This window comes from Microbacterium sp. NPDC077644, from assembly GCF_040702785.1.
Classification (GTDB): Bacteria; Actinomycetota; Actinomycetes; order Actinomycetales; family Microbacteriaceae; genus Microbacterium.
The window spans coordinates 1,058,605-1,082,653 of the sequence record NZ_JBFBME010000001.1 but is presented as its reverse complement, the minus strand read 5'-3'; the positions used below and the strand labels follow the sequence as shown (position 1 = coordinate 1,082,653).

Annotated in this window: 22 protein-coding genes, 1 tRNA gene and 1 other RNA gene; 13 read left to right on the top strand and 11 right to left on the bottom strand. The window is 68.9% G+C overall.

The window, feature by feature from the left end:
• Positions 1-16: 16 nt before the first annotated feature.
• Entirely contained in the window at positions 17-790 is a 774-nt protein-coding gene (locus AB0269_RS05210) for a hypothetical protein (RefSeq protein WP_366210179.1), read from the top strand.
• Positions 791-945: 155 nt separating this feature from the next.
• Positions 946-1,449: a DUF3145 domain-containing protein gene (locus AB0269_RS05205; RefSeq protein ID WP_366210178.1), complete on the top strand. Its 504-nt coding sequence runs from the start codon at positions 946-948 to the stop codon at positions 1,447-1,449.
• A 109-nt stretch (positions 1,450-1,558) separates the two neighbouring features.
• Here the strand turns inward: AB0269_RS05205 and AB0269_RS05200 are convergent, their stop codons facing one another.
• The 7 genes from AB0269_RS05200 to aceE all read right to left on the bottom strand — a co-directional run bounded on the left by AB0269_RS05200 (position 1,559) and on the right by aceE (position 9,618).
• Positions 1,559-2,020 (bottom strand): ASCH domain-containing protein, encoded by a 462-nt coding sequence (locus AB0269_RS05200; protein WP_366210177.1) that lies wholly within the window; start codon positions 2,018-2,020, stop codon positions 1,559-1,561.
• Positions 2,020-3,261, bottom strand: a complete 1,242-nt coding sequence (locus AB0269_RS05195; RefSeq protein ID WP_366210176.1) for a beta-ketoacyl-[acyl-carrier-protein] synthase family protein — start codon at positions 3,259-3,261, stop codon at positions 2,020-2,022. The genes AB0269_RS05200 and AB0269_RS05195 overlap by 1 nt, the downstream gene beginning before the upstream one ends.
• A gap of 75 nt (positions 3,262-3,336) precedes the next feature.
• Positions 3,337-3,585 carry an acyl carrier protein gene (locus tag AB0269_RS05190; RefSeq protein WP_175986183.1) on the bottom strand — a complete coding sequence of 83 codons (249 nt, stop codon included), beginning with the start codon at positions 3,583-3,585 and terminating at the stop codon, positions 3,337-3,339.
• A gap of 66 nt (positions 3,586-3,651) precedes the next feature.
• Positions 3,652-4,659 (bottom strand): beta-ketoacyl-ACP synthase III, encoded by a 1,008-nt coding sequence (locus tag AB0269_RS05185; protein WP_366210175.1) that lies wholly within the window; start codon positions 4,657-4,659, stop codon positions 3,652-3,654.
• A complete protein-coding gene (locus AB0269_RS05180) occupies positions 4,656-5,576 on the bottom strand; it encodes an ACP S-malonyltransferase (RefSeq protein ID WP_366210174.1) in 921 nt (306 codons plus the stop codon). The genes AB0269_RS05185 and AB0269_RS05180 overlap by 4 nt, the downstream gene beginning before the upstream one ends.
• Before the next feature lie 90 nt (positions 5,577-5,666).
• On the bottom strand, positions 5,667-6,860 hold the full coding sequence (locus AB0269_RS05175; RefSeq protein WP_366210508.1) for a helix-turn-helix domain-containing protein: 1,194 nt from the start codon (positions 6,858-6,860) through the stop codon (positions 5,667-5,669).
• Between the two features lie 31 nt (positions 6,861-6,891).
• On the bottom strand, positions 6,892-9,618 hold the full coding sequence (gene aceE, locus AB0269_RS05170; RefSeq protein WP_366210173.1) for a pyruvate dehydrogenase (acetyl-transferring), homodimeric type: 2,727 nt from the start codon (positions 9,616-9,618) through the stop codon (positions 6,892-6,894).
• A gap of 155 nt (positions 9,619-9,773) precedes the next feature.
• On the opposite strand from aceE, the gene AB0269_RS05165 reads away from it, so the two are divergent.
• A tRNA-Val gene (locus AB0269_RS05165) sits at positions 9,774-9,846 on the top strand.
• 13 nt (positions 9,847-9,859) lie between these two features.
• Here the strand turns inward: AB0269_RS05165 and AB0269_RS05160 are convergent.
• Positions 9,860-10,699: an aldo/keto reductase gene (locus AB0269_RS05160; protein ID WP_366210172.1), complete on the bottom strand. Its 840-nt coding sequence runs from the start codon at positions 10,697-10,699 to the stop codon at positions 9,860-9,862.
• 58 nt (positions 10,700-10,757) lie between these two features.
• On the opposite strand from AB0269_RS05160, the gene AB0269_RS05155 reads away from it, so the two are divergent.
• The 4 genes from AB0269_RS05155 to rnpB all read left to right on the top strand — a co-directional run bounded on the left by AB0269_RS05155 (position 10,758) and on the right by rnpB (position 13,940).
• Positions 10,758-11,135: a YchJ family metal-binding protein gene (locus AB0269_RS05155; RefSeq protein ID WP_366210171.1), complete on the top strand. Its 378-nt coding sequence runs from the start codon at positions 10,758-10,760 to the stop codon at positions 11,133-11,135.
• Positions 11,132-11,863 (top strand): C4-type zinc ribbon domain-containing protein, encoded by a 732-nt coding sequence (locus AB0269_RS05150; RefSeq protein ID WP_366210170.1) that lies wholly within the window; start codon positions 11,132-11,134, stop codon positions 11,861-11,863. Before AB0269_RS05155 ends, AB0269_RS05150 begins: the two co-directional genes overlap by 4 nt.
• Positions 11,860-13,551 carry a bifunctional 3'-5' exonuclease/DNA polymerase gene (locus AB0269_RS05145; protein ID WP_366210169.1) on the top strand — a complete coding sequence of 564 codons (1,692 nt, stop codon included), beginning with the start codon at positions 11,860-11,862 and terminating at the stop codon, positions 13,549-13,551. The genes AB0269_RS05150 and AB0269_RS05145 overlap by 4 nt, the downstream gene beginning before the upstream one ends.
• Positions 13,552-13,565: 14 nt before the next feature.
• An RNA gene (gene rnpB, locus AB0269_RS05140) (RNase P RNA component class A) lies at positions 13,566-13,940 on the top strand.
• Between the two features lie 74 nt (positions 13,941-14,014).
• Here rnpB and ppgK read toward each other — a convergent pair.
• Positions 14,015-14,758 carry a polyphosphate--glucose phosphotransferase gene (gene ppgK / locus AB0269_RS05135; RefSeq protein WP_366210168.1) on the bottom strand — a complete coding sequence of 248 codons (744 nt, stop codon included), beginning with the start codon at positions 14,756-14,758 and terminating at the stop codon, positions 14,015-14,017.
• A gap of 69 nt (positions 14,759-14,827) precedes the next feature.
• On the opposite strand from ppgK, the gene AB0269_RS05130 reads away from it, so the two are divergent.
• The 4 genes from AB0269_RS05130 to AB0269_RS05115 are packed head-to-tail and all read left to right on the top strand — an operon-like array spanning position 14,828 to position 20,322.
• On the top strand, positions 14,828-15,067 hold the full coding sequence (locus AB0269_RS05130; protein WP_366210167.1) for an SPOR domain-containing protein: 240 nt from the start codon (positions 14,828-14,830) through the stop codon (positions 15,065-15,067).
• Between the two features lie 15 nt (positions 15,068-15,082).
• Positions 15,083-16,420, top strand: a complete 1,338-nt coding sequence (glnA, locus tag AB0269_RS05125; protein ID WP_366210507.1) for a type I glutamate--ammonia ligase — start codon at positions 15,083-15,085, stop codon at positions 16,418-16,420.
• A 4-nt stretch (positions 16,421-16,424) separates the two neighbouring features.
• A complete protein-coding gene (locus tag AB0269_RS05120) occupies positions 16,425-19,400 on the top strand; it encodes a bifunctional [glutamine synthetase] adenylyltransferase/[glutamine synthetase]-adenylyl-L-tyrosine phosphorylase (protein ID WP_366210166.1) in 2,976 nt (991 codons plus the stop codon).
• Positions 19,401-19,404: 4 nt separating this feature from the next.
• Positions 19,405-20,322, top strand: coding sequence for a diacylglycerol kinase family protein (locus tag AB0269_RS05115; RefSeq protein ID WP_366210165.1), 918 nt, complete (start codon positions 19,405-19,407; stop codon positions 20,320-20,322).
• Between the two features lie 54 nt (positions 20,323-20,376).
• Here AB0269_RS05115 and glnA (AB0269_RS05110) read toward each other — a convergent pair whose 3' ends face one another.
• The gene (glnA, locus tag AB0269_RS05110) at positions 20,377-21,801 is read right to left on the bottom strand and encodes a type I glutamate--ammonia ligase (protein ID WP_366210164.1); all 1,425 of its coding nucleotides are present in this window, start codon (positions 21,799-21,801) and stop codon (positions 20,377-20,379) included.
• 122 nt (positions 21,802-21,923) lie between these two features.
• On the opposite strand from glnA (AB0269_RS05110), the gene AB0269_RS05105 reads away from it, so the two are divergent.
• Entirely contained in the window at positions 21,924-22,319 is a 396-nt protein-coding gene (locus AB0269_RS05105) for an RDD family protein (RefSeq protein ID WP_227530929.1), read from the top strand.
• A gap of 21 nt (positions 22,320-22,340) precedes the next feature.
• Here AB0269_RS05105 and AB0269_RS05100 read toward each other — a convergent pair whose 3' ends face one another.
• Complete coding sequence (locus AB0269_RS05100) at positions 22,341-22,829, bottom strand: RimK/LysX family protein (protein WP_366210163.1); 489 nt, start codon at positions 22,827-22,829, stop codon at positions 22,341-22,343.
• Positions 22,830-22,846: 17 nt separating this feature from the next.
• On the opposite strand from AB0269_RS05100, the gene AB0269_RS05095 reads away from it, so the two are divergent.
• Positions 22,847-24,031, top strand: a complete 1,185-nt coding sequence (locus AB0269_RS05095) for a RimK family alpha-L-glutamate ligase (RefSeq protein ID WP_175986220.1) — start codon at positions 22,847-22,849, stop codon at positions 24,029-24,031.
• Positions 24,032-24,049 lie beyond the last annotated feature (18 nt).

The window sequence follows — 24,049 nt, the reverse complement described above, 5'->3', positions numbered from 1 at the left end:
AGGACATGACTCGATCATGGGATACATCAAGTCCGCAGCGCTCGAGGACAAGGGCTTCGTCGTCCTCGACAGCTACAACCAGGAGCTCGACCCCCAGGAATGGCTCGACATCGAGTACAACGACTGGAAGTCCTCCGGTGACACCCGCTTCGCGCCGCTGGCCAGCGCCAAGGGCGACATCGAGTGCAACGGCTTCTGGAACCACAAGCCGCCGCGCACCGACAAGGACGGCGTCTGGATCCCCTCGCAGACCGAGAAGGCGCCCAACCTCACCCGTCGCGCGCAGGAGCCCGGCGCCAACGTCGGTCGCTGCCGCGTCATCGAGCTGCAGCCGACGCCGTACGGCGAGTGCCTCTACAACCTCCACCAGGACGACAACAACCGTCTGAACCCCGACGGCACCGGCTGGGTCGTCCGCGGGTTCTTCAACCTCACCGATGACAAGGACAGCTTCTTCGTCCTCCGTGAGAACCGCACCGACCCGAGCATCGAGTACCGCATCGCTCTGCCCGCCGGCGCTCAGCTGATCGTCGACACGCAGCGTCTGTGGCACGCCGCCACGCACGTCGGCACCGAGCCGCGCTACTGCCTGATCACCTCGTGGACCTCGGGCCCCGAGCTGGACGCCTACATCGAGAAGTACAACGGCACCGATGACGTCAGGAACGTCGAGGTCCCGCAGGACGTCCTCGAGGCCGGCTACGCCGAGCAGGCACGCAAGGATGCCGCACGCGCCGCGTACTACGCGGCGAAGGGCCAGCAGGCCAAGCTCGCCATGAGCGAGGCCTGACCCCTTCGACAGGCTCAGGGAACGACACGGAACCGCCGAATCACACGCTTGTGATTCGGCGGTTTCTGCGTCATAATCGCCGTATAACCGCACAGAAACGCCGCTCTCGTGGATCAGGTCGTAGGGGAAGACGCACCTGATGAAACGGAGAGATCATGGCGACGGCATACGCACGCGGAGTGGTGTTCATCCACTCCGCACCTCGCGCGCTCTGCCCGCACCTGGAATGGGCGGTCGGACGCGCTATCGGTCGTGCGGTGAACTTCGACTGGGCTGAACAGCCCGTGCTCGAGGGCTCTCGTCGGGCCGAGTTCTACTGGGACGGCCCGGTCGGCACCGGCGCCGCTCTCGCGACCGCGATCCGCGGCTGGGAGCACCTCCGGTTCGAGGTCACCGAGGACCCCACGCCCCGAAGCGACGGCGGGCGCTGGCTGCACACGCCTGATCTCGGCATCCACTACGCGCAGACCGACGCCGCAGGCAACATCGTCGTCGGTGAGGACCGCATCCGCTACGCGATGGAGATCGCAGCGGGCAGCGCGATCGAACTGCAGCGCGAACTCGACGTCGCCCTCGGCTCCGCATGGGACGAGGAGCTCGAGCCGTTCCGCCACGCCAGCGACGACGCCAGCGTCGTCTGGCTGCACAAGGTCGGCTGACGCACAGCTCGGGGCGCAGGGAGGCGCAAGTATCGGCGGCCGGTGTTCATCCCGGCGGCTGAGAACGCGAATCCCGCGCCCCGCCATCAGTTCGGCCCGCGCCCCGCCATCAGTTCGGATGAACCAGCCGGAATCGCTCGCAGAGAACCGGCATGTCCGGTTCGAAACCGCGCGGGTTCTCGGAGTGCTCGCGCCAGAAGCGCTCGTGGACCGCGCGCCAGTGCCGCAGCGTCCGATCGCCTTCCCCTTCGGCGTGTGCGTGCTCCTCGGTCACCCGGTCGAACGGCACGGTCTGCAGATGGGTCGTCTCGATCACGGCACGCGGAACACCAGAGCCGTCGAGGATGATGCTGAACTCGCCAACGACGGGCAGGGGATCCCCGGTGGCCTCGTAGTCCCAGATCGACGATGCCGTCCCGGTCTTCGTTCCGGCGAGGACGAGCTCGAGGAGACCGTCGGCGTGCTCAGGGGTCGCACCGAACGCCCATGCCTCGGGGACGGGTTCGGGCAGGTCGGGACGACCCCGCCGCAGTTCCTCCCAGAAGGCGGCGTGCGCGGGGACCGCGTCCATCAGCCTTCGTAGTCCGTGAACGCCGCCACGGCGTTGTGGCCGCCGAAGCCGAAGGAGTTGCTGATCGCGAGCTGGGGTCCGTCGCCGAGCGGCTGCGCATCGCCGGAGACCCGCAGCGGGATCTCGGGGTCCTGCGTGGTGATGTTGATCGTCGGGGGAGCGACGCGGTCGCGGATGGCGAGGATCGTGTAGATCGCCTCCAGAGCGCCCGTGCCGCCGAGCAGGTGGCCCGTCGACGCCTTGGTGGCAGACACCGGGATCTCGTGCACGCGGTCGCCGATCACGTTCTTCAGCGCGATGTACTCGCTCGGGTCGCCGACCGGGGTCGAGGTCGCATGCGCGTTGACGTGGGTGATCTCGTCGGGAGTGCGGCCGGCGACCTCGAGTGCCAGGCGCACGGCGCGCTCGGCGCCGCGGCCCTCCGGGTCGTTCGCGGTGATGTGGTAGGAATCGGCGGTGACGCCGCCGCCGACGAGTTCGGCGTAAATCTTCGCGCCGCGCGCCTTGGCATGCTCTTCGGTCTCGAGGATGAGCACTCCGGCGCCCTCGCCCATGACGAACCCGTCGCGATCGACGGAGTAGGGGCGCGACGCGGTGGCCGGGTCGTCGTTGCGACGCGACAGCGCCTGCATGGACGCGAAGGAAGCCACCGTGATGGGGTGGATGGCCGACTCGGTGCCACCGGCGATGACGACGTCGGCGAGTCCGGCCTGAAGGTGCTCGTAGGCGTTCACGAGCGATTCCGTGCTCGAGGCGCAGGCCGACGCGACCGTCCGAGCGAACGCGCGCGCCTGGAAGTGCAGCGAGAGGTTGCCCGCTGCCGCGTTCGGCATGAGCATGGGCACCGTCATCGGCATGACGCGACGCGGTCCCTTCTCGCGGAGCGTGTCCCACGCGTCCAGCAGGGTCCACACGCCGCCGATGCCCGTCGCGAAGTCGATGCCCAGGCGCTCCGGGTCGACGTCGGGGGAGCCAGCGTCCTCCCAGGCCTCCATGGCCGCGACCATCGCGAACTGCGACGACGGATCCAGACGCTTCGCCTGCGGGCGGGCCAGCACCGTCTCCGGGCGGACGATGGCCTCGGCGGCGAACGTGACGGGGAGGTCGTATTCGGCGACCCAGTCGTGCTCCAGCGAGCGGCCACCGGAGACTCCGGCGAGCAGGTTGGTCCAGTTCTCCGGCGCGGTGCCGCCGATGGCGGAGGTGGCGCCGATGCCCGTGACGACGATGCGCTTGGTCATGTGCGTGTGGTTCCTTAGGTGAGGGGGCAGGAGGATGCCACGCCCCGCGGGTACGGGGGTGGCATCCGTCAGGTGTTACTCCTGGCCGGCGACGATGAAGTCGACCGCGTCCTTGACGGTCTTGAGGTTCTTGACCTCGTCGTCCGGGATCGTGACGCCGAACTTCTCCTCGGCGTTGACGACGATCGTCATCATGGAGATCGAGTCGATGTCCAGGTCGTCCGTGAAGGACTTCTCGAGCGCGACCTCGGAGCTGTCGATGCCGGTTTCGTCGGTCACGAGCTCGGCGAGGCCGGCGAGGACCTCATCGTTGGTGAAAGCCATGTGGATTTCCTCTTTCTTGCGGTTGGGTTCGGAACCGTGCCCAGTCTAGGGAACGGCATGCGGAGTTCAGGGGAGGACGACGACCTGAGCGGCGAAGACGAGTCCGGCGCCGAATCCGATCTGCAGGGCGAGACCGCCGGACAGTTCGGGGTGCTCGGCCATCAGCCGATGGCTGGCGAGCGGGATCGAGGCGGCCGACGTGTTGCCGGTCGTCTCGATGTCGCGGGCGATCACCGTCGTCTCGGGGAGCTTCAGCTGCTTGGCGAACTCGTCGATGATGCGCATGTTCGCCTGGTGCGGAATGAACGCCGCGAGGTCCGCAGCCTCGACGCCGGCGGCCTCAAGCGCCTCACGGGCGACCTTGGCCATCTCCCACACGGCCCAGCGGAAGACCGTGGGACCCTCCTGGCGCAGGGTCGGCCACGGCACGTCGCCGTCGCCGTCGCGGTAGTCGGTCAGAGTGTGGTTCATGCCGACGGCATCCGCCTTCGACCCGTCGGAGCCCCAGACGGCCGGCGCGATGCCGGGCGTGTCGCTGGGACCGATGAGGGCGGCGCCTGCACCGTCGCCGAGCAGGAACGATATGCTGCGGTCGGCAGGGTCGACGATGTCGGAGAGCTTCTCCGTGCCGATGACGAGAGCATGCTTGGCGGCACCGGCGCGGATCAGCGCGTCGGCCTGCGCGATCGCGTAGGCGTAGCCCGCGCACGCGGCGTTGACGTCGTATGCCGCTGCGGGGTTCGCGCCGACGCGGTCGGCGACGATCGCCGAGACGGACGGAGACTGCTTCGGGTTGCTGATGGTGGCGACGATGACGAGATCGACGTCGGATGCCGCGACTCCGGACTTCTCGATCGCCTCGGCGGCCGCGATGGCTGCGAGGTCGATGGCGTCGGTCTCCTTGACGGCGCGCGTGCGCGTCACGATGCCCGTGCGCTGACGGATCCACTCGTCGCTCGAGTCGATAGGGCCGATGAGGTCCTCGTTGGGAACGGCGATCTCGCCGCGCGCGGCGCCGTAGGACAGGATGCGCGTGTACTGCGGGCCGCTCGTCTGCTTGAGTGCGGGGGTCATGCTGCGGCTCCGTTCAGCAGCGCTGCGGCCGCATCGAGGTCATCGGGGGTCTTCACGGCGACGACGGGCGTGCCGCGCAGTCCGCGCTTCGCGAGGCCCGCGAGGGCGCCCGCAGGTGCGAGTTCGATCATGCCGGAGATGCCGGCATCCGCGAAGGAGGCCATGCAGAGATCCCAGCGGACAGGGGAGGAGACCTGTTCGACGATGAACTCGAGAGCCTGTGCGCCGGATGCGACGACGGAGCCGTCGCGGTTCGTCCAGAGCGTGACTCCGGGGTCGGAGGGCGTGGTCCCGGCGACCGCGTCGCGGAGCGCCTCGACGGCGGACGCCATGTACGAGGTGTGGAACGCGCCGGCGACCTGGAGCGGGATGACGCGGGTGCCCTTGACAGGCTCCTCCGCGAGGGAGGCCAGAGCCGGCAACGAACCTGCGGCGACGATCTGTCCGCCGCCGTTGTAGTTCGCAGGTGTCAGGTCGAGTTCGGCGAGCCGGTCGAGGACCGCCTGCTCGTCGCCTCCCAGGACCGCCGACATGCCGGTCGGGGTCTGGGCTGCGGCATCCGCCATCGCCCGGCCGCGGATGCCGACGAGACGCATGGTCTCCTCGGCCGGGATGACGCCCGCGCCGACGACGGCGGCGAGCTCGCCGACCGAGTGCCCGGCGATCCCGTCCGCGGTGCGGCCGGCTCGATCGACGACGGCCTGCAGCGCGATCAGCGATGCTGCGACGATGAGGGGCTGAGCGATGCGCGTGTCGCGGATCGTGTCAGCGTCCGATTCGGTGCCGTGCAGGATCAGGTCGACATCGGCGGCTTCGGAGTAGCGGCGGAGGCTCTCCTCGACGCCGTCGAGCTCGAGCCAGGGTGTCAGGAAGCCGGGGGTCTGAGAGCCCTGTCCGGGGCAGGCGGCGACAATCACCTCCCCAGTCTGCCAACGATCAGCCCGAAACGGTGGATGCACCCTCACAAGATTCGTGGATTCGTTTGTGCGTGGCGTACATCGTCGCGATCAGCGCGTCCGGCGGGCCGCCGGCCGGCGCCGGACGGTGTCGGCGGTTCCGATCGATCCGAGGATGAGCGCGGTCTGCAGGATCAGCGCCTCGCGGGGTCCCGTGGCATCCCAGCCGATCACCTCGCTGACGCGCTTGAGGCGGTAGCGGACGGTGTTCGGGTGCACGAACAGCTCGCGGGCGGTCGCCTCGAGGGATCGTCCGTTGTCGAGATAGCTCCACAGCGTCGTGACGAGGTCCGTCGAGTGGGCCTGGAGCGGACGGTAGATCCGCTCGATCAGCGTGTGCTTGGCGAGCGGATCGCCGGCGAGAGCGCGCTCCGGCAGCAGATCGTCGGCCTCGACGGGCCGTGGCGCCGTGCGCCATGCCCGGGCGACGGCGAATCCGGCGAGCGCCGCGCGGGCGCTCTGGCCGGCATCCACGAGAGCTGCGACCGGGGGCCCGAGCACGACGTATCCGGGTCCGAACGACGGCTCGAGCCGCGTCGCGATCTCGTCGAACGCGAGCTCGTCGTCCGCATCCTCCTTGCCGGGTGCCTGAGCGCGGCCGAGCACGAGCACCAGGCGCGACCCCTGCACGCCGATGAGGACGTCGACGGCGAGCTTGCGTGCGGTGCGGCGGACGTGATCGACATCGAACTGCGGGGGAGTCGTGCCGACCAGCACGCACACCTCGCCGTGACCGTGCCACCCGAGGGCGGCGATTCGGCTGGGCAGCTCCTCGTCGGCCTCGCCGGTGAGAATGGAGTCGACGACGAGGGCCTCGAGCCTGGCATCCCACAGACCGCGCGCCTCGGCGGCGCGGGCGTAGACATCGGCGGCGGCGAAGGCCACATCGCGCGAGTACAGCAGGATCGCCTCGCGCAGGTACTCGCCCTTGCCGGCGACCCGTTCCTCCGTCACCTCGACGGTGACGCGGATGAGCTGAAGCGTCTGGGTCAGGCTGACGCTGCGCAGCAGCTCACGAGGAGCCGCGGCGAAGATGTCGGCGGCGATCCACGGCGTCGACGTCGGGTCGTCGTACCACTGGATGAACGAGGTGATGCCGGCCTGAGCCACCAGCCCGACCGCGGAGCGGCGGGCCGGTGGCATGTCGGCGTACCAGGGCAGCGTGTCCTCGAGGCGCTGGATCGTGGCCGTCGCGAGATCACCCGAGATGCGTCGGAGCCAGGCGAGCGTCGCAGCCTTGTCCATCGACGCCGGAGACGATGCGGTCACACCCGGCTCAGCTTTCGCCGCCGGCGTTTCCGCTCGTGCCGGCGTTCACGTTGTGCAGGTCGTACTTCACGATCGCCTGAGCGATGACCGAGCGGTCGACCTTGCCCTGATCGGCCAGACCCTGCAGGGCGCGGACGACCATGGACGGACCGTCGATCTTGAAGAAGCGACGGGCGGCCGCACGCGTGTCGGCGAAACCGAAACCGTCGGCGCCGAGCGTGTAGAAGTCGCCCGGAACCCACTGACGGATCTGGTCCTGCACAGCGTGCATGTAGTCGCTCGTGGCGATGAACGGGCCCTCGGCCGACTGCAGCTTCTGCGTCAGGTACGCGACCTGCGGCTCCTCCTCCGGGTGGAGGAAGTTGTGTTCGTCGGCGGCGAGGCCGTCGCGGCGCAGCTCGTTCCAGCTGGTGACGGACCAGACGTCGGCGACGACGCCCCAGTCGCTCTGGAGCAGCTCCTGGGCCTCGATCGCCCACGGCACGCCGACACCGGACGCGAGCAGCTGCACGCGGGGTCCGTCGCCGGTGCCCTCGGAGACGCGGTGGATGCCCTTGAGGATGCCGTCGACATCCACGTCCTCGGGCTCCGCCGGCTGCTTGAGGGGCTCGTTGTACACCGTGAGGTAGTACATGACGTCGGGGTCGGGGTGCGATCCGCCGTACATCCGCTCGATTCCGGCCTGGACGATGTGCGAGACCTCGTAGCCGTAGGCGGGGTCGTAGCTGATCGTCGCCGGGTTCGTCGATGCGAGCAGCGGCGAGTGGCCGTCGGCGTGCTGCGTGCCCTCACCGGTCAGCGTCGTGCGGCCTGCCGTCGCTCCGATCACGAAGCCGCGGGCCATCTGGTCGGCGGCGGCCCAGAAGGCGTCGCCGGTGCGCTGGTAGCCGAACATCGAGTAGAAGATGTAGACCGGGATCAGCGGCTCGCCGTGCGTGGAGTACGCGGTGCCGGTCGCGGTGAACGCGGCCGTGGCGCCTGCTTCGTTGATGCCGACGTGCATGATCTGGCCCTGCGGGCTCTCCTTGTAGGCCAGGAGCAGCTCGCGGTCGACGGCCGTGTAGTTCTGGCCGTTCGGGTTGTAGATCTTCGCGGTCGGGAAGTACGCGTCCATTCCGAACGTGCGCGCCTCGTCGGGGATGACCGGGACGATCCGCTCGCCGAAGCCCTTGACCCGCATGAGGTCCTTGAGCATCCGGACGAACGCCATCGTCGTGGCGACCTCCTGGTTGCCCGAGCCCTTCTTCGGGAACGCGTAGTCCTTGTCCTCGGGGAGGGCGAGGTCCACGTGCGTGGAGCGGCGCTCTGGGAGGAACCCGCCGAGTTCGCGACGACGCTCGAGCATGTACTGGATCGTCTCGTCCTGCGCACCGGGGTGGAAGTACGGCGGCTGGTACGGGTTCTCCTCGAGCTGCGCGTCCGTGATCGGGATCTGCATGGTGTCGCGGAAGAGCTTGAGGTCGTCCAGCGTCATCTTCTTCATCTGGTGGGTCGCGTTGCGGCCCTCGAAGTGCGGACCGAGGCCGTAGCCCTTGACGGTCTTGGCGAGGATGACCGTCGGCTGGCCTTTGTGCTCCATCGCGGCCTTGTACGCCGCGTACACCTTGCGGTAGTCGTGGCCGCCGCGGCGCAGCTTCCAGATCTGGTCGTCGGTGTAGTCCTTGACCAGGGCTGCGGTGCGCTCGTCGCGACCGAAGAAGTTCTCGCGCACGAACGCGCCGTTCTCGGCCTTGTAGGTCTGGTAGTCGCCGTCGGGGGTGACGTTCATGAGGTTCAGCAACGCGCCCTCGGTGTCGCGGGCGAGCAGTTCGTCCCACTCGCGGCCCCAGACGACCTTGATGACGTTCCAGCCCGCGCCGCGGAAGTACGACTCGAGCTCCTGGATGATCTTGCCGTTGCCGCGGACCGGTCCGTCCAGGCGCTGCAGGTTGGCGTTGATCACGAAGGTGAGGTTGTCCAGGCCCTCGTTGGCCGCGACCTGGAGCTGGCCGCGCGATTCGACCTCGTCCATCTCGCCGTCGCCGAGGAATGCCCACACGTGCGAGTCGGCGACGTCCTTGATGCCGCGGTTGGCGAGGTACTTGTTCGTCATCGCCTGGTAGATCGCGTTGATGGGGCCGAGGCCCATCGACACGGTCGGGAACTGCCAGAACTCACGCATCATCCGCGGGTGCGGGTACGAGGGCAGGCCGTTGGGCGCACCGGACTTCTCCTGGCGGAACGCGTCGAGCTGAGCCTCGGTCAGGCGGCCCTCGAGGAACGCACGGGCGTACATGCCGGGGGACGCGTGGCCCTGGTAGAAGATCTGGTCTCCGCCGGAGGGGTGGTCCTGTCCGCGGAAGAAGTGGTTGTGGCCGACCTCGTACAGCGAGGCAGCCGACGCGTACGTGGAGATGTGTCCGCCGACCCCGATGCCGGGGCGCTGGGCGCGGTGCACCGTGATCGCCGCGTTCCAGCGGATCCAGTGGCGGTAGCGGCGCTCGAGCTCCTCATCGCCTGGGAACTCGGGCTCGTTCTCCGATGCGATGGTGTTGATGTAGTCCGTGGTCGGAACCATCGGGACGTTCAGGTGCAGCTCCTTGGAGCGCTTGAGCATGCTGAGCATGATCTCGCGGCCACGGCCATGGCCCTTCGCGTCGACGAGCTCGTCGAGCGACTGCTGCCATTCGCCGGTCTCTTCCGGATCGCTGTCGAGGGGGCCCTGGGAGTACGGATCCTGATCGTGGACGGTCACGTGGAGCCTTTCGTCAAGCTGGCAGGTCTTGCCAAGGAAACGGGAAGCGACGCGGGGGAGTGTTGTCGTCTCCGCACAACGCGCGCTGTTCTCAGCCTATCCCTCTTCGCCGCTCGCGTCGCGCACGAAGACGCGCCGCTAGACTGGACGGGTCAGGGCCTTTAGCTCAGCTGGTAGAGCGCCACGTTTACACCGTGGATGTCGTCGGTTCGATCCCGGCAGGGCCCACCTCTTCGGATCCTCAGGACTCCTCGTGCGTGCGCGGATCCGCGTCGAACAGACGGCCGTCCGGGCGCCCCAGCGCGGTGATCGCCTCGACCTCCGCGTCGCCCAGCACGACGGATGCCGCGGCGAGGTTCGCCTTCTGGTGCTCGAGTGACGACGCCTTCGGGATCGCGACGCTGCCCCGTGCCACATGCCAGGCGAGGACTGCCTGAGCGGGGGCGATGTCGTGTGCGCGTGCGACCTCGACGATCACCGCCTCGTCGAGCAGTGCCTTCGCCCGACCGATCGGACTCCACGCCTCGGTGATGATGCCGTGCTCGCGGTGATACTCCAGCTGCTCGGTCTGCGGGAAGTACGGGTGCAGCTCGATCTGGTTGACCACCGGCAGCACGCCCGTCTCGCGCTCGAGGCGCTCGAGGTGCTCGGGGAGGAAGTTCGACACGCCGATCTGGCGCACGGTGCCGCGCTCCTGTGCTTCGACGAGAGCGGCCCACGCCTGGACGTACTCGTCCTGGATCGGGTTCGGCCAGTGGATCAGATGCAGGTCCGTCGCATCCAGGCCGAGACGGAAGCGGCTCTCCTCGATGCTCCAGCGCGCCTTCTCGGACGGGTGGTGGCGCCCTGGCAGCTTCGTCGTGACGATCACCTCGGCACGATCGGTGGCGGCATCCGCGACGCCGCGTCCCACCGTGCCCTCGTTCTCGTAGTTGAAGGCGGAGTCGACCAGACGGTAGCCCGCGTCGATGCCGGCCGCGATCGCCGCCGCCCCGGCGTCGCCGTTGAGCCTGTAGGTGCCGAGGCCGATCGCCGGAAGGGTGAAGCCGTTGTGCGCGGTGCGGAGGGGGAGAGCGGTCATCCTCACAGCGTACGGCCCCGTCCGCACGGGGCATGTCCGCACGGGGCATGATGGACGCATGCGCTGCCCCTGCACGTCCGGTGACACCTATGACGGATGCTGCGGCCCGATCCTGTCCGGCGCGATCGCCGCGCCCACAGCCGTACGCCTGATGCGCTCGCGCTTCACGGCGTTCGCGACCGGCGACGCCGAGCATCTGCTGCGCTCCTGGCATCCCTCGACGAGGCCGGCCGGACTCGATCTCGACCCCGAGATGCGCTGGAGACGGCTCGACATCCTCGACACCGTCGCCGGAGGTCCTTTCGACGCGGAGGGGATCGTGGAGTTCGAAGCGTTCTTCCGTGAGGACGGCGCGCCGGGCTCGATGCGCGAGCGGAGCTGCTTCGTCCGCGAGAACAGGACGTGGCTGTACCTGGACGGTAGATTGGACGTGTGAACGCCAGCCCCGAGCACCAGCGCATCCTCCTCGACGTCGCCGAACTCGACCGACGCCTCGAGCAGGCCGAGAAGCAGCGGACGACCCCGGCGCAGGGCGCCAGGATCAACGAACTCGCCAAGGAGCGTCAGGAGCAGCTGCGCGAGCTGACAGCCCTCACCGGCAGCCGCGAAGACATCCGCACGGAACTGACCAGGCTCGAGTCCGACGTCAAGGTCACCGAGCAGCGGCGCACGCGCGACACCGAGCGCCTGGCGGCATCCACGAATCCGAAGGACGCGCAGGCGCTCGAGCACGAGCTCGCCAGCCTCGCGCGCCGCATCAGCGACCTCGAGGACTCCGAGCTCGACGTCATGGGACGCCTCGAGGAGGCCGATGCGGCCGTCGCCGCCCAGCAGGCCCTCATCGACACGACCACCGCCGAGGGACAGCAGCTCACCGCGGCGGCCAAGGCGCAGATCGCCGCCGCCACCACCGAGATCGAGCAGCTCACGCGGGACCGCGAGGCCGTGACGGCGGATGTGCCCGCCGATCTCCTGGCCGAGTACACCCGCCGTGCCTCGCGCGGCATCGGCGTCGGACTGCTCCGGCGCGGCACGTGCGAGGGCTGCCGCATGATGCTCTCCGGGACGCACCTGGGCGAGATCCGCCAGGCCGCCGCGGACGCCGTGATCTCGTGCCCGGAGTGCGGCGCGATCCTCGTGCGCACCGACGAATCCGGGCTGTGAGCGGCGAGCCGGCAGCCGATCAGCGGATCCTGCTGGCACAGACCGAGACGGGCTTCGTCGCCGTGCCCCTGACCTCGGGCGGTGCGGAGGGAGAGAGCACCGATCTCACCGCAACGGACGCCGCGGGGTGGGTCGCCGAGGTCGAGGAGCTCCGGCGTCCGCGATGGGTCATCCGCAGCGCACGCGACCTCTACCCGCGACTGCTCGCGGCCGGTGTCCGCCTGACGCGCACGCACGACCTCGTGCTGTGCCACGCGATCCTCCGCGACACGGACGTCGTCGCCCGCCCGCTCGCCCCGTCCGAGGACTGGATCCCGCGCGAGCCGGACACGGCGGAGCCGGCCCTGTTCGATGCCGATGAGCGAGGCGGGCCGATGCCGATCGCCGAACTCGTGGCGCAGTACCGGGAGCAGGTGCGGGTGATCGAATCCGATCGGACGGGCCGGCTCGCGCTGCTGTGCGCCGCGGAATCCGCCGGTGGCCTCATCGCTGAGGAGATGCGTGCGGCGGGTCTGCCCTGGGACGCCGACGAGCACGACCGCATCCTCACCGAGGTTCTCGGTGCGCGACCCGCGGGAGGCGGGATGCCCGCGCACATGCTCGCGCACGCCGAGGCGGTGCGGTTCCATCTCGGTGCCCCCGGCCTGCACCTCGACAGCCACCCGAAGCTCCTGCGTGCCCTGCACCGCGTCGGCGTCAACGTCGAGTCGACGAGCCAGTGGGAGCTCGGCGAGATCTCGCATCCGGTGATCGCCCCGCTGCTGGCCTACAAGAAGCTCTCGCGCCTGATGAGCGCGAACGGCTGGGCGTGGCTGGCCGAATGGGTGCGCGACGGACGCTTTCGCCCCGTATACATCCCCGGCGGCGTCGTCACCGGTCGCTGGGCGTCGTCGGGCGGGGGAGCGCTGCAGGTGCCGCGCATCCTGCGGCCCGCCGTCCGCGCCGACCCCGAATGGACGCTCGTGGTCGCCGATGTCGCTCAACTCGAACCCCGGATGCTCGCGGCGATGTCGTCCGACCGTGCGATGGCGGAGGCAGCGCGGGGACAGGATCTCTACGCCGGCGTCGTGGCGTCCGGAGCGGTCGCCACCCGTGAAGAGGCCAAGTACGCCGTGCTCGGCGCTATGTACGGCGCGACCACGGGGGACAGCGGCAGGCTCGTGCCGCGGCTGCGCAAGGTCTACCCGCGAGCCATGCACCGTGTCGATGAGGCCGCGCGCATCGGCGAGGACGGCGGCGTCGTCTCGACCTGGCTCGGTCGGTCGTCACCGCGGCCGGATGCCGGCTGGCAGGCTCAGCAGGCCGCGGCCACGGCGGCCGACGCGGCTCTCGGCGACGTGAAGCGCGCCCGGGCCAGGGCTCGTGATCGTGGTCGCTTCACCCGCAACTTCGTCGTGCAGGGAACGGCTGCGGAGTGGGCTCTGATCTGGCTCGCCGAGATCCGGCATCGGCTGCGACAGCTCCCCGATGCGGCGTCGCCGGTGCCGGCATCCGGGCCGTTCGCGCGGCAGGCGCATCTGGCGTTCTTCCTGCACGACGAGGTCATCCTGCATGTGCCGCAGGAACAGGCGGATGCCGCGGCATCCGCCGTGCGCGAGGCGGCGGCCGTCGCGACTCGCCGTCTGTTCGGCGACTTCCCGATCGATGTGCCCCTCGATCTGAAGATCGTGCGGACCGCCGAGAAGTAGACTGGCTGTGCGAATGGGGCGGCTGGACGGTCGCGTTGCGGGCAACCGCACCGAGGAACGTCCGGGCTCCGCAGGGCAGGACGGTGGGTAACGCCCACCCGGAGTGATCCGCGAGAAAGTGCCACAGAGAGCAGACCGCCTCCGCGCTTCGGCGCGCGGGGTAAGGGTGAAAGGGTGGAGTAAGAGACCACCGGGGGCCGTGGTGACACGGCCTGCCAGGTAAACCTCGTCCGGAGCAAGGTCAGACAGAGGATGATGACGCGGCTCGCCGAGTCCTCGGGTAGACCGCTGGAGCGGCACGGCAACGTGTCGCCGAGAGAGATGGCCGTCGAAGGGATGCCCCGAGAGGGGCCCCGGAACAGAACCCGGCGTACAGGCCGCCCCATTCGCACCCACACCGCAAGGCCGCGCCGAGACTGCGCCGAATCGGCGCAGTCTCGGCGCGGCCTTGCAGGTTGGAGGGTCAGTCGCCCGCGAGGGAGGCTGCGCCGATGATGCCGGAGTTGTTGCGGTGGATGGCCGGCACGATCGGAGTGTTCAGCTCCAGCAGCGGCAGGAAGTCGTCGGCGTTCTTGGAGACGCCGCCGCCCACGACGAACAGGTCGGGGCTGAACAGGAACTCGATGTGCGAGTAGAACGCCTGGAGGCGCTCCGCCCACTCGGCCCAGCTGAGGCCTTCGCGCTCGCGCGCCGACGTCGCCGCCCACTGCTCGACGGACTCGAACTCGCGGAAGTTGAGGTGTCCGAGCTCGGTGTTGGGAAGGAGCACGCCGTCGTAGATGAACGCCGAGCCGATGCCCGTGCCGAGCGTCGTCATCAGGGTCAGGCCGCGGACATCCCGCGCAGCGCCGTGCCGCGCCTCCGCGACTCCAGCCGCATCGGCGTCGTTGACGAAGACGATGTTGCGCTCGAGGCCGTCGCGGAAGAAGCGCTCGGCGTCGAAGTCCAGCCACTGCTTCGAGACGTTCGCCGCGGACAGCGTCTTGCCGCGCTTGACGATCGCGGGGAAGGCGACGCCGAGCGGCATCGCGGTCTTGACGTCGAGCTTCTCGAGGACGGTCTTCACGGCCGTGAGCACGTCCTCTGGGGACGCGCCCTCAGGGGTGGGGACGCGCACGCGGTCCGACGCCATCGTGCCGTGCTCGAGGTCGACGATTCCTGCCTTGATGCCTGTGCCGCCGATGTCGACGCCAATCGCTTTTGCCATGGTGAATAGCCTAGCCAGAGCCGGCGGCGCCACTAGGATCGTGACGAAGCCTTTACGAAGGGATTTGCCATGACTCGGGGAGAAGATTCGTACATGTCGAGCGGTGAGCGCAAGTACTGGTACAACACGACCTCGGGCGAGGTCGAGTACGGGTACATCTCGCCGTCCGTCGACCGTGTCGGTCCGTTCGACACCGCCGAGGCGGCGGCGAACGCGATGCAGACCCTGCGCGAGCGCTCGGAGGCGTGGGCCGTCGAGGAGCGCATCGACGACGACTGGCGCAAGGCCACCGATGTGGACGGGAAGTAGCAGCGCCCCATGAGCATGGACAAGCAGCGGGACTTCGTTCTCCGCACCATCGAGGAGCGCGGCGTCAAGTTCGTCCGACTCTGGTTCACCGACGTGATCGGCACGCTCAAGTCGGTGGCGATCGCCCCGGCCGAGGTCGAGGGCGCCTTCGCGGAGGGCATCGGCTTCGACGGCTCGGCGATCGAGGGTCTGACGCGCACGTACGAGTCCGATCTTCTCGCCCAGCCCGACCCGACCACGTTCCAGATCCTGCCGTGGCGGGGCGAGATCGACCCGACCGCGCGCATGTTCTGCGACCTGACCACCCCCGACGGTCAGCCCGCGGTGGCCGACCCCCGCAACGTGCTCAAGCGCACGCTCGCGAAGGCCGCGGATGCCGGGTTCACGTTCTACACGCACCCCGAGATCGAGTTCTACCTGCTGAAGTCGTCGGTCATCGGCCCCGAGGGCCCCGTCCCCGTCGACTCCGCCGGCTACTTCGACAACGTGCCAGGCGGCACAGCGCACGACTTCCGCCGCCGCTCGGTGCGGATGCTCGAGGACCTCGGCATCTCCGTCGAGTACAGCCACCACGAGGGCGGGCCCGGTCAGAACGAGATCGACCTCCGCTACGCCGACGCACTGACGACGGCCGACAACGTCATGACCTTCCGCACCGTGGTCAAGGAGGTCGCGATCGAGCAGGGCGTCTACGCCACGTTCATGCCCAAGCCGATGAGCGACCAGCCGGGCAGCGGCATGCACACGCACATGTCGCTGTTCGAGGGCGACCAGAACGCCTTCTGGGAGGAGGGCGCCGAGTACCAGCTCTCCAAGGTCGGCAGACACTTCATCGCCGGTCTCCTCCGGCACGCGCACGAGATCTCGGCCGTGACCAACCAGTTCGTGAACTCGTACAAGCGGCTGTGGGGCGGCGACGAGGCGCCGAGCTTCGTCACGTGGGGTCATGCCAACCGCTCCGCGCTCGTCCGCGTGCCGATGTACAAGCCGAACAAGAGCCAGTCCTCGCGTGTCGAGTACCGCGCACTGGATTCGGCTGCGAACCCGTATCTCGCCTACGCGCTCCTGCTGGCCGCCGGCCTCAAGGGCATCGAGGACGAGTACGAGCTGCCCGCAGAAGCCGAGAACAACGTGTGGTCGCTCAGCGATGCCGAGCGCCGGGCGCTGGGATACTCGTCGCTGCCGGCCAGCCTCGACCACGCGCTCGAGTACATGGAGGCGTCGGAGCTCGTCGCCGAGACTCTCGGCGAGCAGGTCTTCAACTACGTGCTGCTGAACAAGCGCAAGGAGTGGGAGGCCTACCGCGGGCAGGTCACGCCGTTCGAGCTCAAGAGCAACCTCGAGCTGCTCTGAGAGGATGGCTCGCTCGGAATCGGCGCTGTCGCGGTCTGCGCTGGCCAGGCTCGGCTTCACCGGGCTGAGCACCGGCGCCGAGGCAATCGACGACCTGTCGACGACGCTGGGCGTGGAACCTGCCGACCTCATCGACGGTGCAGTCGCCGCCGACCCCGATGCGGCGGTCGCCCGGATGCTGCGGATCGCGCGTCGTGCGACGAGTCCGCTCGCGGAGCTGCTCGCTGACGGACGCACGCGTCCGATCGCGTGGCGCGTGTTCGGCGCCTCGAACGGCCTGGCCGACTTCTTCCTGCGGCATCCGCACGAGCTCTCGATCCTCGCCGAGGTGGGTTCGCTCGTGCCCAGTGCGCCCGCGCTCAGCGAGCGGATGCTGGCAGCGGTGGGCGCAGTAGACGGGGTCGCATCCTCCGGTGACGAGTCGGCGTGGGTGGCCCTGCGGATCGCCTACCGCCGCGCGATCGCCGAGATCGCGGCCATCGACCTGTGCACCCCGGAGCCGGCATCCCGGATCGCCGCCATCTCGGCGGCCCTCGCCGATGCTGCGGGCGCAGCGCTCGAGGCGTCGCTGGCCGTGGCCCGCGTCCGGGTGTCATCGGCGTACCCGGCCGAGGACGTCGCGCGCACGCAGCTGGCGATCATCGGGATGGGCAAGGCCGGAGCGCGAGAGCTCAATTACGTCAGCGACGTGGACGTCATCTTCGTCGGGGGCAGCGTCGACGAAGAGGCCCTCGAGGAGGGCAGGGCGATCGACATCGCGACACGGCTCGCCCGCGAGACGATCAAGGGCATCTCCGGCATCGAGGTGGAGCCGCCGCTGTGGGAAGTCGATGCGAACCTGCGCCCGGAGGGCAAGCAGGGCGCACTCGTCCGGTCGCTCGGCTCGCACCTGGCCTATTACGACCGCTGGGCGAAGAGCTGGGAGTTCCAGGCGCTGCTGAAGGCCCGCCCGATCGCAGGCGACGAGGCGCTGGGAGCGGCGTACCTCGAAGCGGTGCAGCCCAAGATCTGGTCGAGCGCGGCGCGCGAGGACTTCGTCGACAGCGTGCAGCGGATGCGCGAGCGCGTGACCGAGCACGTCGACCCCGAGGATGCCCCGTTCCAGTTGAAACTCGGCATCGGGGGGCTGCGGGACATCGAGTTCACCGTGCAGCTGCTGCAGCTCGTCCACGGTCTGACGGACGAGACGATCCGCACCCGCGGCACGCTCGAGAGCCTCGACGCGCTCGTCGCCGGCGGGTACATCGGCCGCGCGGACGCCGCGACGTTCGCGGCCGACTACCGCACGCTGCGTCTCATGGAGCACCGGGCTCAGCTGAAGGACCTCACGCGCACGCACCTGATGCCGCGCACGCCGGAGGGACAGCGGGAGCTCGCGCGTGCCACGGGCCTGGCCGACACGGCCGAAGGCATCTGGAGCCTGTGGGAGCAGGTGCGCCGCGAAGTCCGCGACATCCACACCCGGCTGTTCTACCGGCCGCTGCTCAGCGCCGTGGCGGCTCTGCCGGAGGGGGAGAGGACCCTGTCGACCGAGCAGGCGCACGACCGCCTCGCCGCGATCGGCTTCCGCGATCCCGCCGGCGCGCTGCGGCACATCGGGGCGCTCACGTCCGGGATCAGCCGCAAGGTCACGATCCAGCGGCATCTCATGCCGGTCATGGTCCGCTGGTTCGCCGACGGCAGCGACCCCGACTACGGGCTGCTCGCGTTCCGCCGCATCAGCGAGCGCCTGGGCGACACGTCGTGGTTCCTGCGGATGCTGCGCGACTCCGCCGGAGCGGCCGAGAGCCTCACCATGCTGCTGGCGTCGTCGCGGTACATCGGAGAGCTCCTCGAGGGCATCCCCGAGTCGGTCGCCTGGCTGGACAGCACCGATCGGCTGCGGCCCAGGAGCCCCGAGAAGCTCGACGAGGAGGCGCGCGCGATCCAGACCAGGCACGCCTCGGTGACCTCGGCCCTGAAGGCGGTGCGGGCACTGCGACGGCGTGAGCTGCTGCGGACCGCGATGGGCGGGGTCCTCGACGTCATCACGATCGAAGAGGTCGCTGCGGCCCTCACCTCCATCACCGAGGCGACGATCCAGGCGGCGCTTCGAGCCGTGCGTCGCGAGGTCGTCCCGCCCGAGGACGACGCGTTCGAGTTCGCGATCATCGGGATGGGCCGGTTCGGTGGCGCCGAGCTCGGATTCGGGTCGGATGCCGACATCCTCTTCGTCTACGACGCCGCGGATGTGGCGCCCGAGAGGGCGCAGCAGTTCGCGACGCAGATCGTCGCAGGGCTCCGCGAGCACCTCACCGACAACCGCGTGCCGCTCGACCTGGACGCCGACCTGCGGCCGGAGGGCCGGAGCGGGCCCGTCGTGCGCTCTCTGGGCGCGTACACGGAGTACTACCGCCGGTGGTCGGTGTCGTGGGAGGCCCAGGCGCTCCTGCGCGCGCGAGGGGTCGCCGGCAGCGAAGGACTCATCGCGCGGTTCATGGCCATGGCGGACAGCATCCGCTATCCCGCCGAGGTCGACGATCAGGGCGTGCGCGAGATCAAGCGCATCAAGGCACGCGTCGAGGGCGAGCGCCTGCCGCAGGGTGCCGATCCGCATCGGCACCTCAAGCTCGGGCCCGGTGGCCTGAGCGACGTGGAGTGGCTCGTGCAGCTCATCCAGTTGCAGCATGCGCACAGTGTTCCCGCGCTGCGCACGACGTCCACCTTCGGGGCTCTGGAGGCCTCCGTCGCTGCGGGGCTCATGGATGAGACGGATGCGGAGCTGCTGCGTGAGGCCTGGCGCCTCGCGTCGCGACTGCGCTCGGCGATCACGCTGCAGACGGGAAGGACCAGCGACGTCCTCCCCTGGGACCGGCGGGAGCTCGATGCGCTCGGACGGCTGCTCGGGTATCCCGAGCGCTCGGCGAGCGCCGTGGAGGAGGACTATCTCGGGACGACGCGCCGTGCGCGCCGTGTCTTCGAGCAGTTGTTCTACGGTTGAGCACATGACTGCGCACTCCTACGGCATCGTGTGGAACCCTTCGAAGATCGACGAGGACACTCTCAGGGCGGCGGTCGCCGATCATCTCGGCGATGACGTGCGCTGGTGGGAGACCAGCGAGGAGGACCCGGGACGCGGAATGGCCGAGTACGCCGCCGCGGACGGATGCTCCACGGTGATCGCCGTCGGCGGCGACGGCACCGTGCGCGCGGTCGCCGAGGCCCTCGCCGGGACGGACGCGGCGCTGGGCATCGTCCCGCAGGGAACGGGCAACCTGCTCGCGCGCAACCTCGAGGTGCCGCTGGATGACATCCCGGCCGCCCTGCGGCGGATCGCACAGGGCGACGAGCGTCGGATCGACCTCGGGTGGGTGCGTCACGGCGACGAGGACGAGCGCGCGTTCGCCGTCATGGTCGGCTTCGGCGTCGACGCGCAGATGCTCGTCGAGACCGACGACGACCTCAAGAGCAAGGCCGGCTGGCTCGCGTACGTCGAGGCCATGGGGCGCGCGATGGCCGGCACGGAGATGACCGACGTGTCGGTCACGATCGACGACGACGAGCCGCGGGAGGTGCGCGGACACACGATGCTGATCGGGAACTGCGGCATGGTCCAGGGCGGTCTGCGCCTGCTGCCGGATGCGAAGCTCGACGACGGCCGCCTGGATCTGCTGCTGGTGAGCTCGGAGGGCGCGCTCCAGTGGATCGATACGGTCCGCTCCGTCGTGTGGGAGAACGGCATCCGCCGCCTTCTCACCGGGGGCGAGTCCGCCGTGAGCACGGACTCGACGCACTTCCACACGGCCGAGCGCGTGCGGGTCGAGCTGGCGCGGCCTCAGCAGTTCGAGATCGACGGCGAGGAGGTCGGAGAGGTCTCGGCGTTCGAGGTCCGGGTGCAGGCAGGCGCGCTGCGCGTGCTCTGAGACGCGCAGAGGCCGCCCCGATCGAACCGGGGCGGCCTCTGCGCTGATCGGGCGTCAGACGCCGAAGTAGAGCTCGTACTCGAACGGGTGCGGACGCTGGGCGATCGGGAGGATCTCGTTCTCGATCTTGTACGAGATCCAGGTCTCGATGAGCTCCTCGGTGAACACGCCGCCCTCGGTGAGGAACGCGTGGTCCTCGCGCAGGGCCTCCAGGGAGTCCAGCAGCGAGTTCGGCACCTGCGGGATGTTCTTGGCCTCCTCGGGCGGCAGCTCGTAGAGGTCCTTGTCGACCGGCTCGTGGGGTTCGATGCGGTTCTTGATCCCGTCCAGGCCGGCCATGAGCTGCGCGGCGAACGCGAGGTACGGGTTGCCCGAGGCATCCGGAGCGCGGAACTCGATGCGCTTGGCCTTCGGGTTCGAGCCGGTGATCGGGATGCGGATGGCCGCGGAGCGGTTTCCGGCTGAGTAGACGAGGTTGACCGGGGCCTCGAAGCCCTTCACCAGACGGTGGTAGCTGTTCAGGGTCGGGTTGGTGAAGGCGAGCAGCGCCGGGGCGTGCTTGAGGATGCCGCCGATGTACCAGCGGGCGATGTCGCTGAGCTGGCCGTAGCCGGCCTCGTCGTAGAAGAGCGGCTTGCCGTCGTTCCACAGCGACTGGTGCGTGTGCATGCCGGAGCCGTTGTCGCCGTAGAGCGGCTTGGGCATGAAGGTCGCGACCTTGTCCCACTGCTCGCACGTGTTCTTGACGATGTACTTGAACTTCAGGATGTCGTCCGCCGAGTGCACCATCGTGTCGAAGCGGTAGTTGATCTCCTGCTGACCGGCCGTTCCCACCTCGTGATGCGAGCGCTCCAGGACGAAACCGGCGTCGATGAGCTTCAGCGTGATGTCATCGCGCAGATCGGCCGTCTTGTCGACGGGGGAGACGGGGAAGTAGCCGCCCTTGTACGGGGTCTTGTTGGCGAGGTTGCCGCCCTCCTCCTCGCGGCCGGTGTTCCACGCGGCCTCCTCGGAGTCGACCTTGTAGAAGCTCTCGCCGGCGGTCACCGAATAGCGCACGTCGTCGAAGATGTAGAACTCCGCCTCGGGGGCGAAGAACGCGGTGTCGGCGATGCCGGTGGATGCGAGGTACTTCTCGGCCTTCTTGGCGACCTGACGCGGGTCCTTCGAGTAGATCTCACCGGTGCGCGGGTTGTAGATGTCGAAGATCATCACGAGGGTCTTCGCCTCGCGGAACGGGTCGAGATAGGCGGTCGACACGTCGGGGATCAGCTGCATGTCCGATTCGTGGATGCTGGCGAAGCCGCGGATCGAGGAGCCGTCGAACAGCTGACCATCGGTGAAGAACGCCTCATCGACGGTCGATGCCGGGATGTTGAAGTGCTGCTGCACCCCCGGCAGATCGGTGAAACGAATGTCAAGGAATTTGACGTCGTTCTCCTTGATGTAGCTCAGCACCTCGGACGAATCGGTGAACATGTATCACTCCTGGATGACGCGGATCGGGGCCTTCAGGCCTGCCTGAACAGTAGGGCGAGGGGATTTCCCTCCCGTGTCCGCTTTGTTTCGGCCATGTTACAGACCGCCGATAGGATCGATCTGTGGCTGACCCGGTGAACACGTACCCAGGAGAGCGTCTCGGCTACCCCGCGGAGGGCCCGGGAAGCATCGCTCGGATCGGTCGCCGAATCGGCGCCCTGGCCATCGACTGGGCCGCTGCGGTGGTCATCTCGATCGCGTTCTTCCAGTACGACTCGCTGGCGACGCTCCTGATCTTCGTCGTGGTGCAGATCCTCTTCATCCCGACACTCGGCGGCAGCCCCGGTCACCGCATCCTCGGCATGCGACTGGTGCTTGTCAACGGCGCCTGGGTGGGGCTCTGGCGGCCCATCGTGCGCACGGTCCTGCTGGCCCTCGTCATCCCGGCCGTGATCTGGGACGCCGATCAGCGGGGCCTGCACGACAAGGCCGTCGGAACGGCCCTCATCAGGGCGTGATCCCTGAGCCTGTCGAGGGGCTCACACGCGTCCGCGGTTCCGGCGGCGCATCTCCTTCGGAGCGCGTCCGCCCAGGAACGAACGGGCGGGGTCCACGATGAATCCGCGGCGGAGCGCCTCGCGACCGATGAGCATCCGGAATCCCATCTCGTCGCGCTTGCTGAGCGTGACCTCCGAGACCACGAGCTGGTCGACGATGCGGATCGCGAGGAGCACGACCAGGCGCTCCTGAGCATGCCCCGAGGAGCTGCGCACCTCCCGGCGGTCGTGGATGGGGCACTCGACGATCGTGGCGTCCGCGTTCGTGTCCTGCCAGGGGTTCACGCGGAACCGCACCCAGGCCTCGCCCTCGCGCTCGAACTCGACCACGTCGAACGCGTGCAGCGATGAGGTGCGCGCGCCGGTGTCGATCTTCGCTTTGATCCAATCGACGCCGGCGTCGGGCAGGCTCACCCATTCACGCCACCCCGTAAGAGTGTTTGAATGAGATGTCTTAACCACGCGATACATCTTGGCAGGAAAACCACGTGAAGCTCGCCGTACTCTCCCGCGCCCCCCAGGCATACTCCACGCAGCGGCTGCGCGCAGCCGCACTGCAACGCGGACACCACGTGAAGGTGCTCAACACGCTCAAGTTCGCGATCGACCTCACCGCGGATGAGCCCGATCTGCATTTCCGCGGCAAGCCGCTCAGCGACTACGACGCGATCCTTCCCCGCATCGGCAGCTCGATCACGTACTTCGGCACGGCGGTGGTGCGGCAGTTCGAGCAGATGGACGTCTACACTCCGAACACGGCCAACGGCATCTCCAGCGCACGCGACAAGCTGCGGGCGAGTCAGATCCTCTCCCGGCACAACATCGCGATGCCGGCGACGGCTTTCGTCCGCAACCGCGCCGATGTGCGCCCGGCGATCGAACGCGTGGGCGGCGCTCCTGTTGTCATCAAGCTGCTCGAGGGCACCCAGGGCATCGGCGTGATCCTCGCCCCGCAGGTGAAGGTCGCCGAGGCGATCATCGAGACGCTGCACTCGACCAAGCAGAACGTGCTGATCCAGAAGTTCATCTCCGAGAGCCGCGGCCGCGACATCCGCGCGCTCGTGGTCGGTGACCGCGTCGTTGCAGCCATGCGCCGGGTGGCGGCCGGAGACGAGTTCCGCTCGAACGTCCACCGCGGCGGCAGTGTCGAGGCCGTGCAGCTCGACCCGGTCTACGAGCAGGCGGCCGTCCGCTCGGCGCAGATCATGGGTCTGCGCGTCGCTGGCGTCGACATGCTCGAAGGCGACGACGGGCCCCTCGTGATGGAGGTCAACTCCTCACCCGGCCTGCAGGGGATCGAGCAGGCGACCAAGCTCGACGTCGCCGGCGCCATCATCGACTACATCGCGAACCAGGTCGCCTTCCCCGAGATCGATGTCCGGCAACGGCTGACGGTGTCGACCGGGTACGGCGTCGCAGAGCTGCTCGTGCACAACGCCGCCGAACTCGTCGGCAAGACGCTGGGGGAGTCAGGGCTGTGGGAGCGGGACATCACGGTGCTGACGCTGCACCGCGGCGTGAGCGTGATCCCGAACCCGCGCAAGCACGTGGTGCTGGAGGCGGACGACCGCCTGCTGTGCTTCGGCAAGCTCGACGAGATGCGCTCGATGATCCCCGAGCGCAGGCGCCGCCGCGCCAAGGTGCGCAGGCTCCCCAAGGAAGCGCTCAGCTGAGCGCAGTCTCGCTGGGCC

What these genes read in the sequence shown, in the direction of transcription:
- glnA (WP_366210164.1), bottom strand. Translation starts at nt 21,801, where the DNA reads ATGTTCACCGATTCGTCCGAGGTGCTGAGCTACATCAAGGAGAACGAC.
- AB0269_RS05175 (WP_366210508.1), bottom strand. Translation starts at nt 6,860, where the DNA reads ATGGACAAGGCTGCGACGCTCGCCTGGCTCCGACGCATCTCGGGTGAT.
- AB0269_RS05155 (WP_366210171.1), top strand. Translation starts at nt 10,758, where the DNA reads ATGCGCTGCCCCTGCACGTCCGGTGACACCTATGACGGATGCTGCGGC.
- AB0269_RS05115 (WP_366210165.1), top strand. Translation starts at nt 19,405, where the DNA reads ATGACTGCGCACTCCTACGGCATCGTGTGGAACCCTTCGAAGATCGAC.
- AB0269_RS05120 (WP_366210166.1), top strand. Translation starts at nt 16,425, where the DNA reads ATGGCTCGCTCGGAATCGGCGCTGTCGCGGTCTGCGCTGGCCAGGCTC.
- AB0269_RS05130 (WP_366210167.1), top strand. Translation starts at nt 14,828, where the DNA reads ATGACTCGGGGAGAAGATTCGTACATGTCGAGCGGTGAGCGCAAGTAC.
- AB0269_RS05205 (WP_366210178.1), top strand. Translation starts at nt 946, where the DNA reads ATGGCGACGGCATACGCACGCGGAGTGGTGTTCATCCACTCCGCACCT.
- AB0269_RS05200 (WP_366210177.1), bottom strand. Translation starts at nt 2,020, where the DNA reads ATGGACGCGGTCCCCGCGCACGCCGCCTTCTGGGAGGAACTGCGGCGG.
- AB0269_RS05195 (WP_366210176.1), bottom strand. Translation starts at nt 3,261, where the DNA reads ATGACCAAGCGCATCGTCGTCACGGGCATCGGCGCCACCTCCGCCATC.
- ppgK (WP_366210168.1), bottom strand. Translation starts at nt 14,758, where the DNA reads ATGGCAAAAGCGATTGGCGTCGACATCGGCGGCACAGGCATCAAGGCA.
- AB0269_RS05100 (WP_366210163.1), bottom strand. Translation starts at nt 22,829, where the DNA reads ATGTATCGCGTGGTTAAGACATCTCATTCAAACACTCTTACGGGGTGG.
- AB0269_RS05210 (WP_366210179.1), top strand. Translation starts at nt 17, where the DNA reads ATGGGATACATCAAGTCCGCAGCGCTCGAGGACAAGGGCTTCGTCGTC.
- AB0269_RS05160 (WP_366210172.1), bottom strand. Translation starts at nt 10,699, where the DNA reads ATGACCGCTCTCCCCCTCCGCACCGCGCACAACGGCTTCACCCTTCCG.
- AB0269_RS05190 (WP_175986183.1), bottom strand. Translation starts at nt 3,585, where the DNA reads ATGGCTTTCACCAACGATGAGGTCCTCGCCGGCCTCGCCGAGCTCGTG.
- AB0269_RS05185 (WP_366210175.1), bottom strand. Translation starts at nt 4,659, where the DNA reads ATGACCCCCGCACTCAAGCAGACGAGCGGCCCGCAGTACACGCGCATC.
- glnA (WP_366210507.1), top strand. Translation starts at nt 15,083, where the DNA reads ATGGACAAGCAGCGGGACTTCGTTCTCCGCACCATCGAGGAGCGCGGC.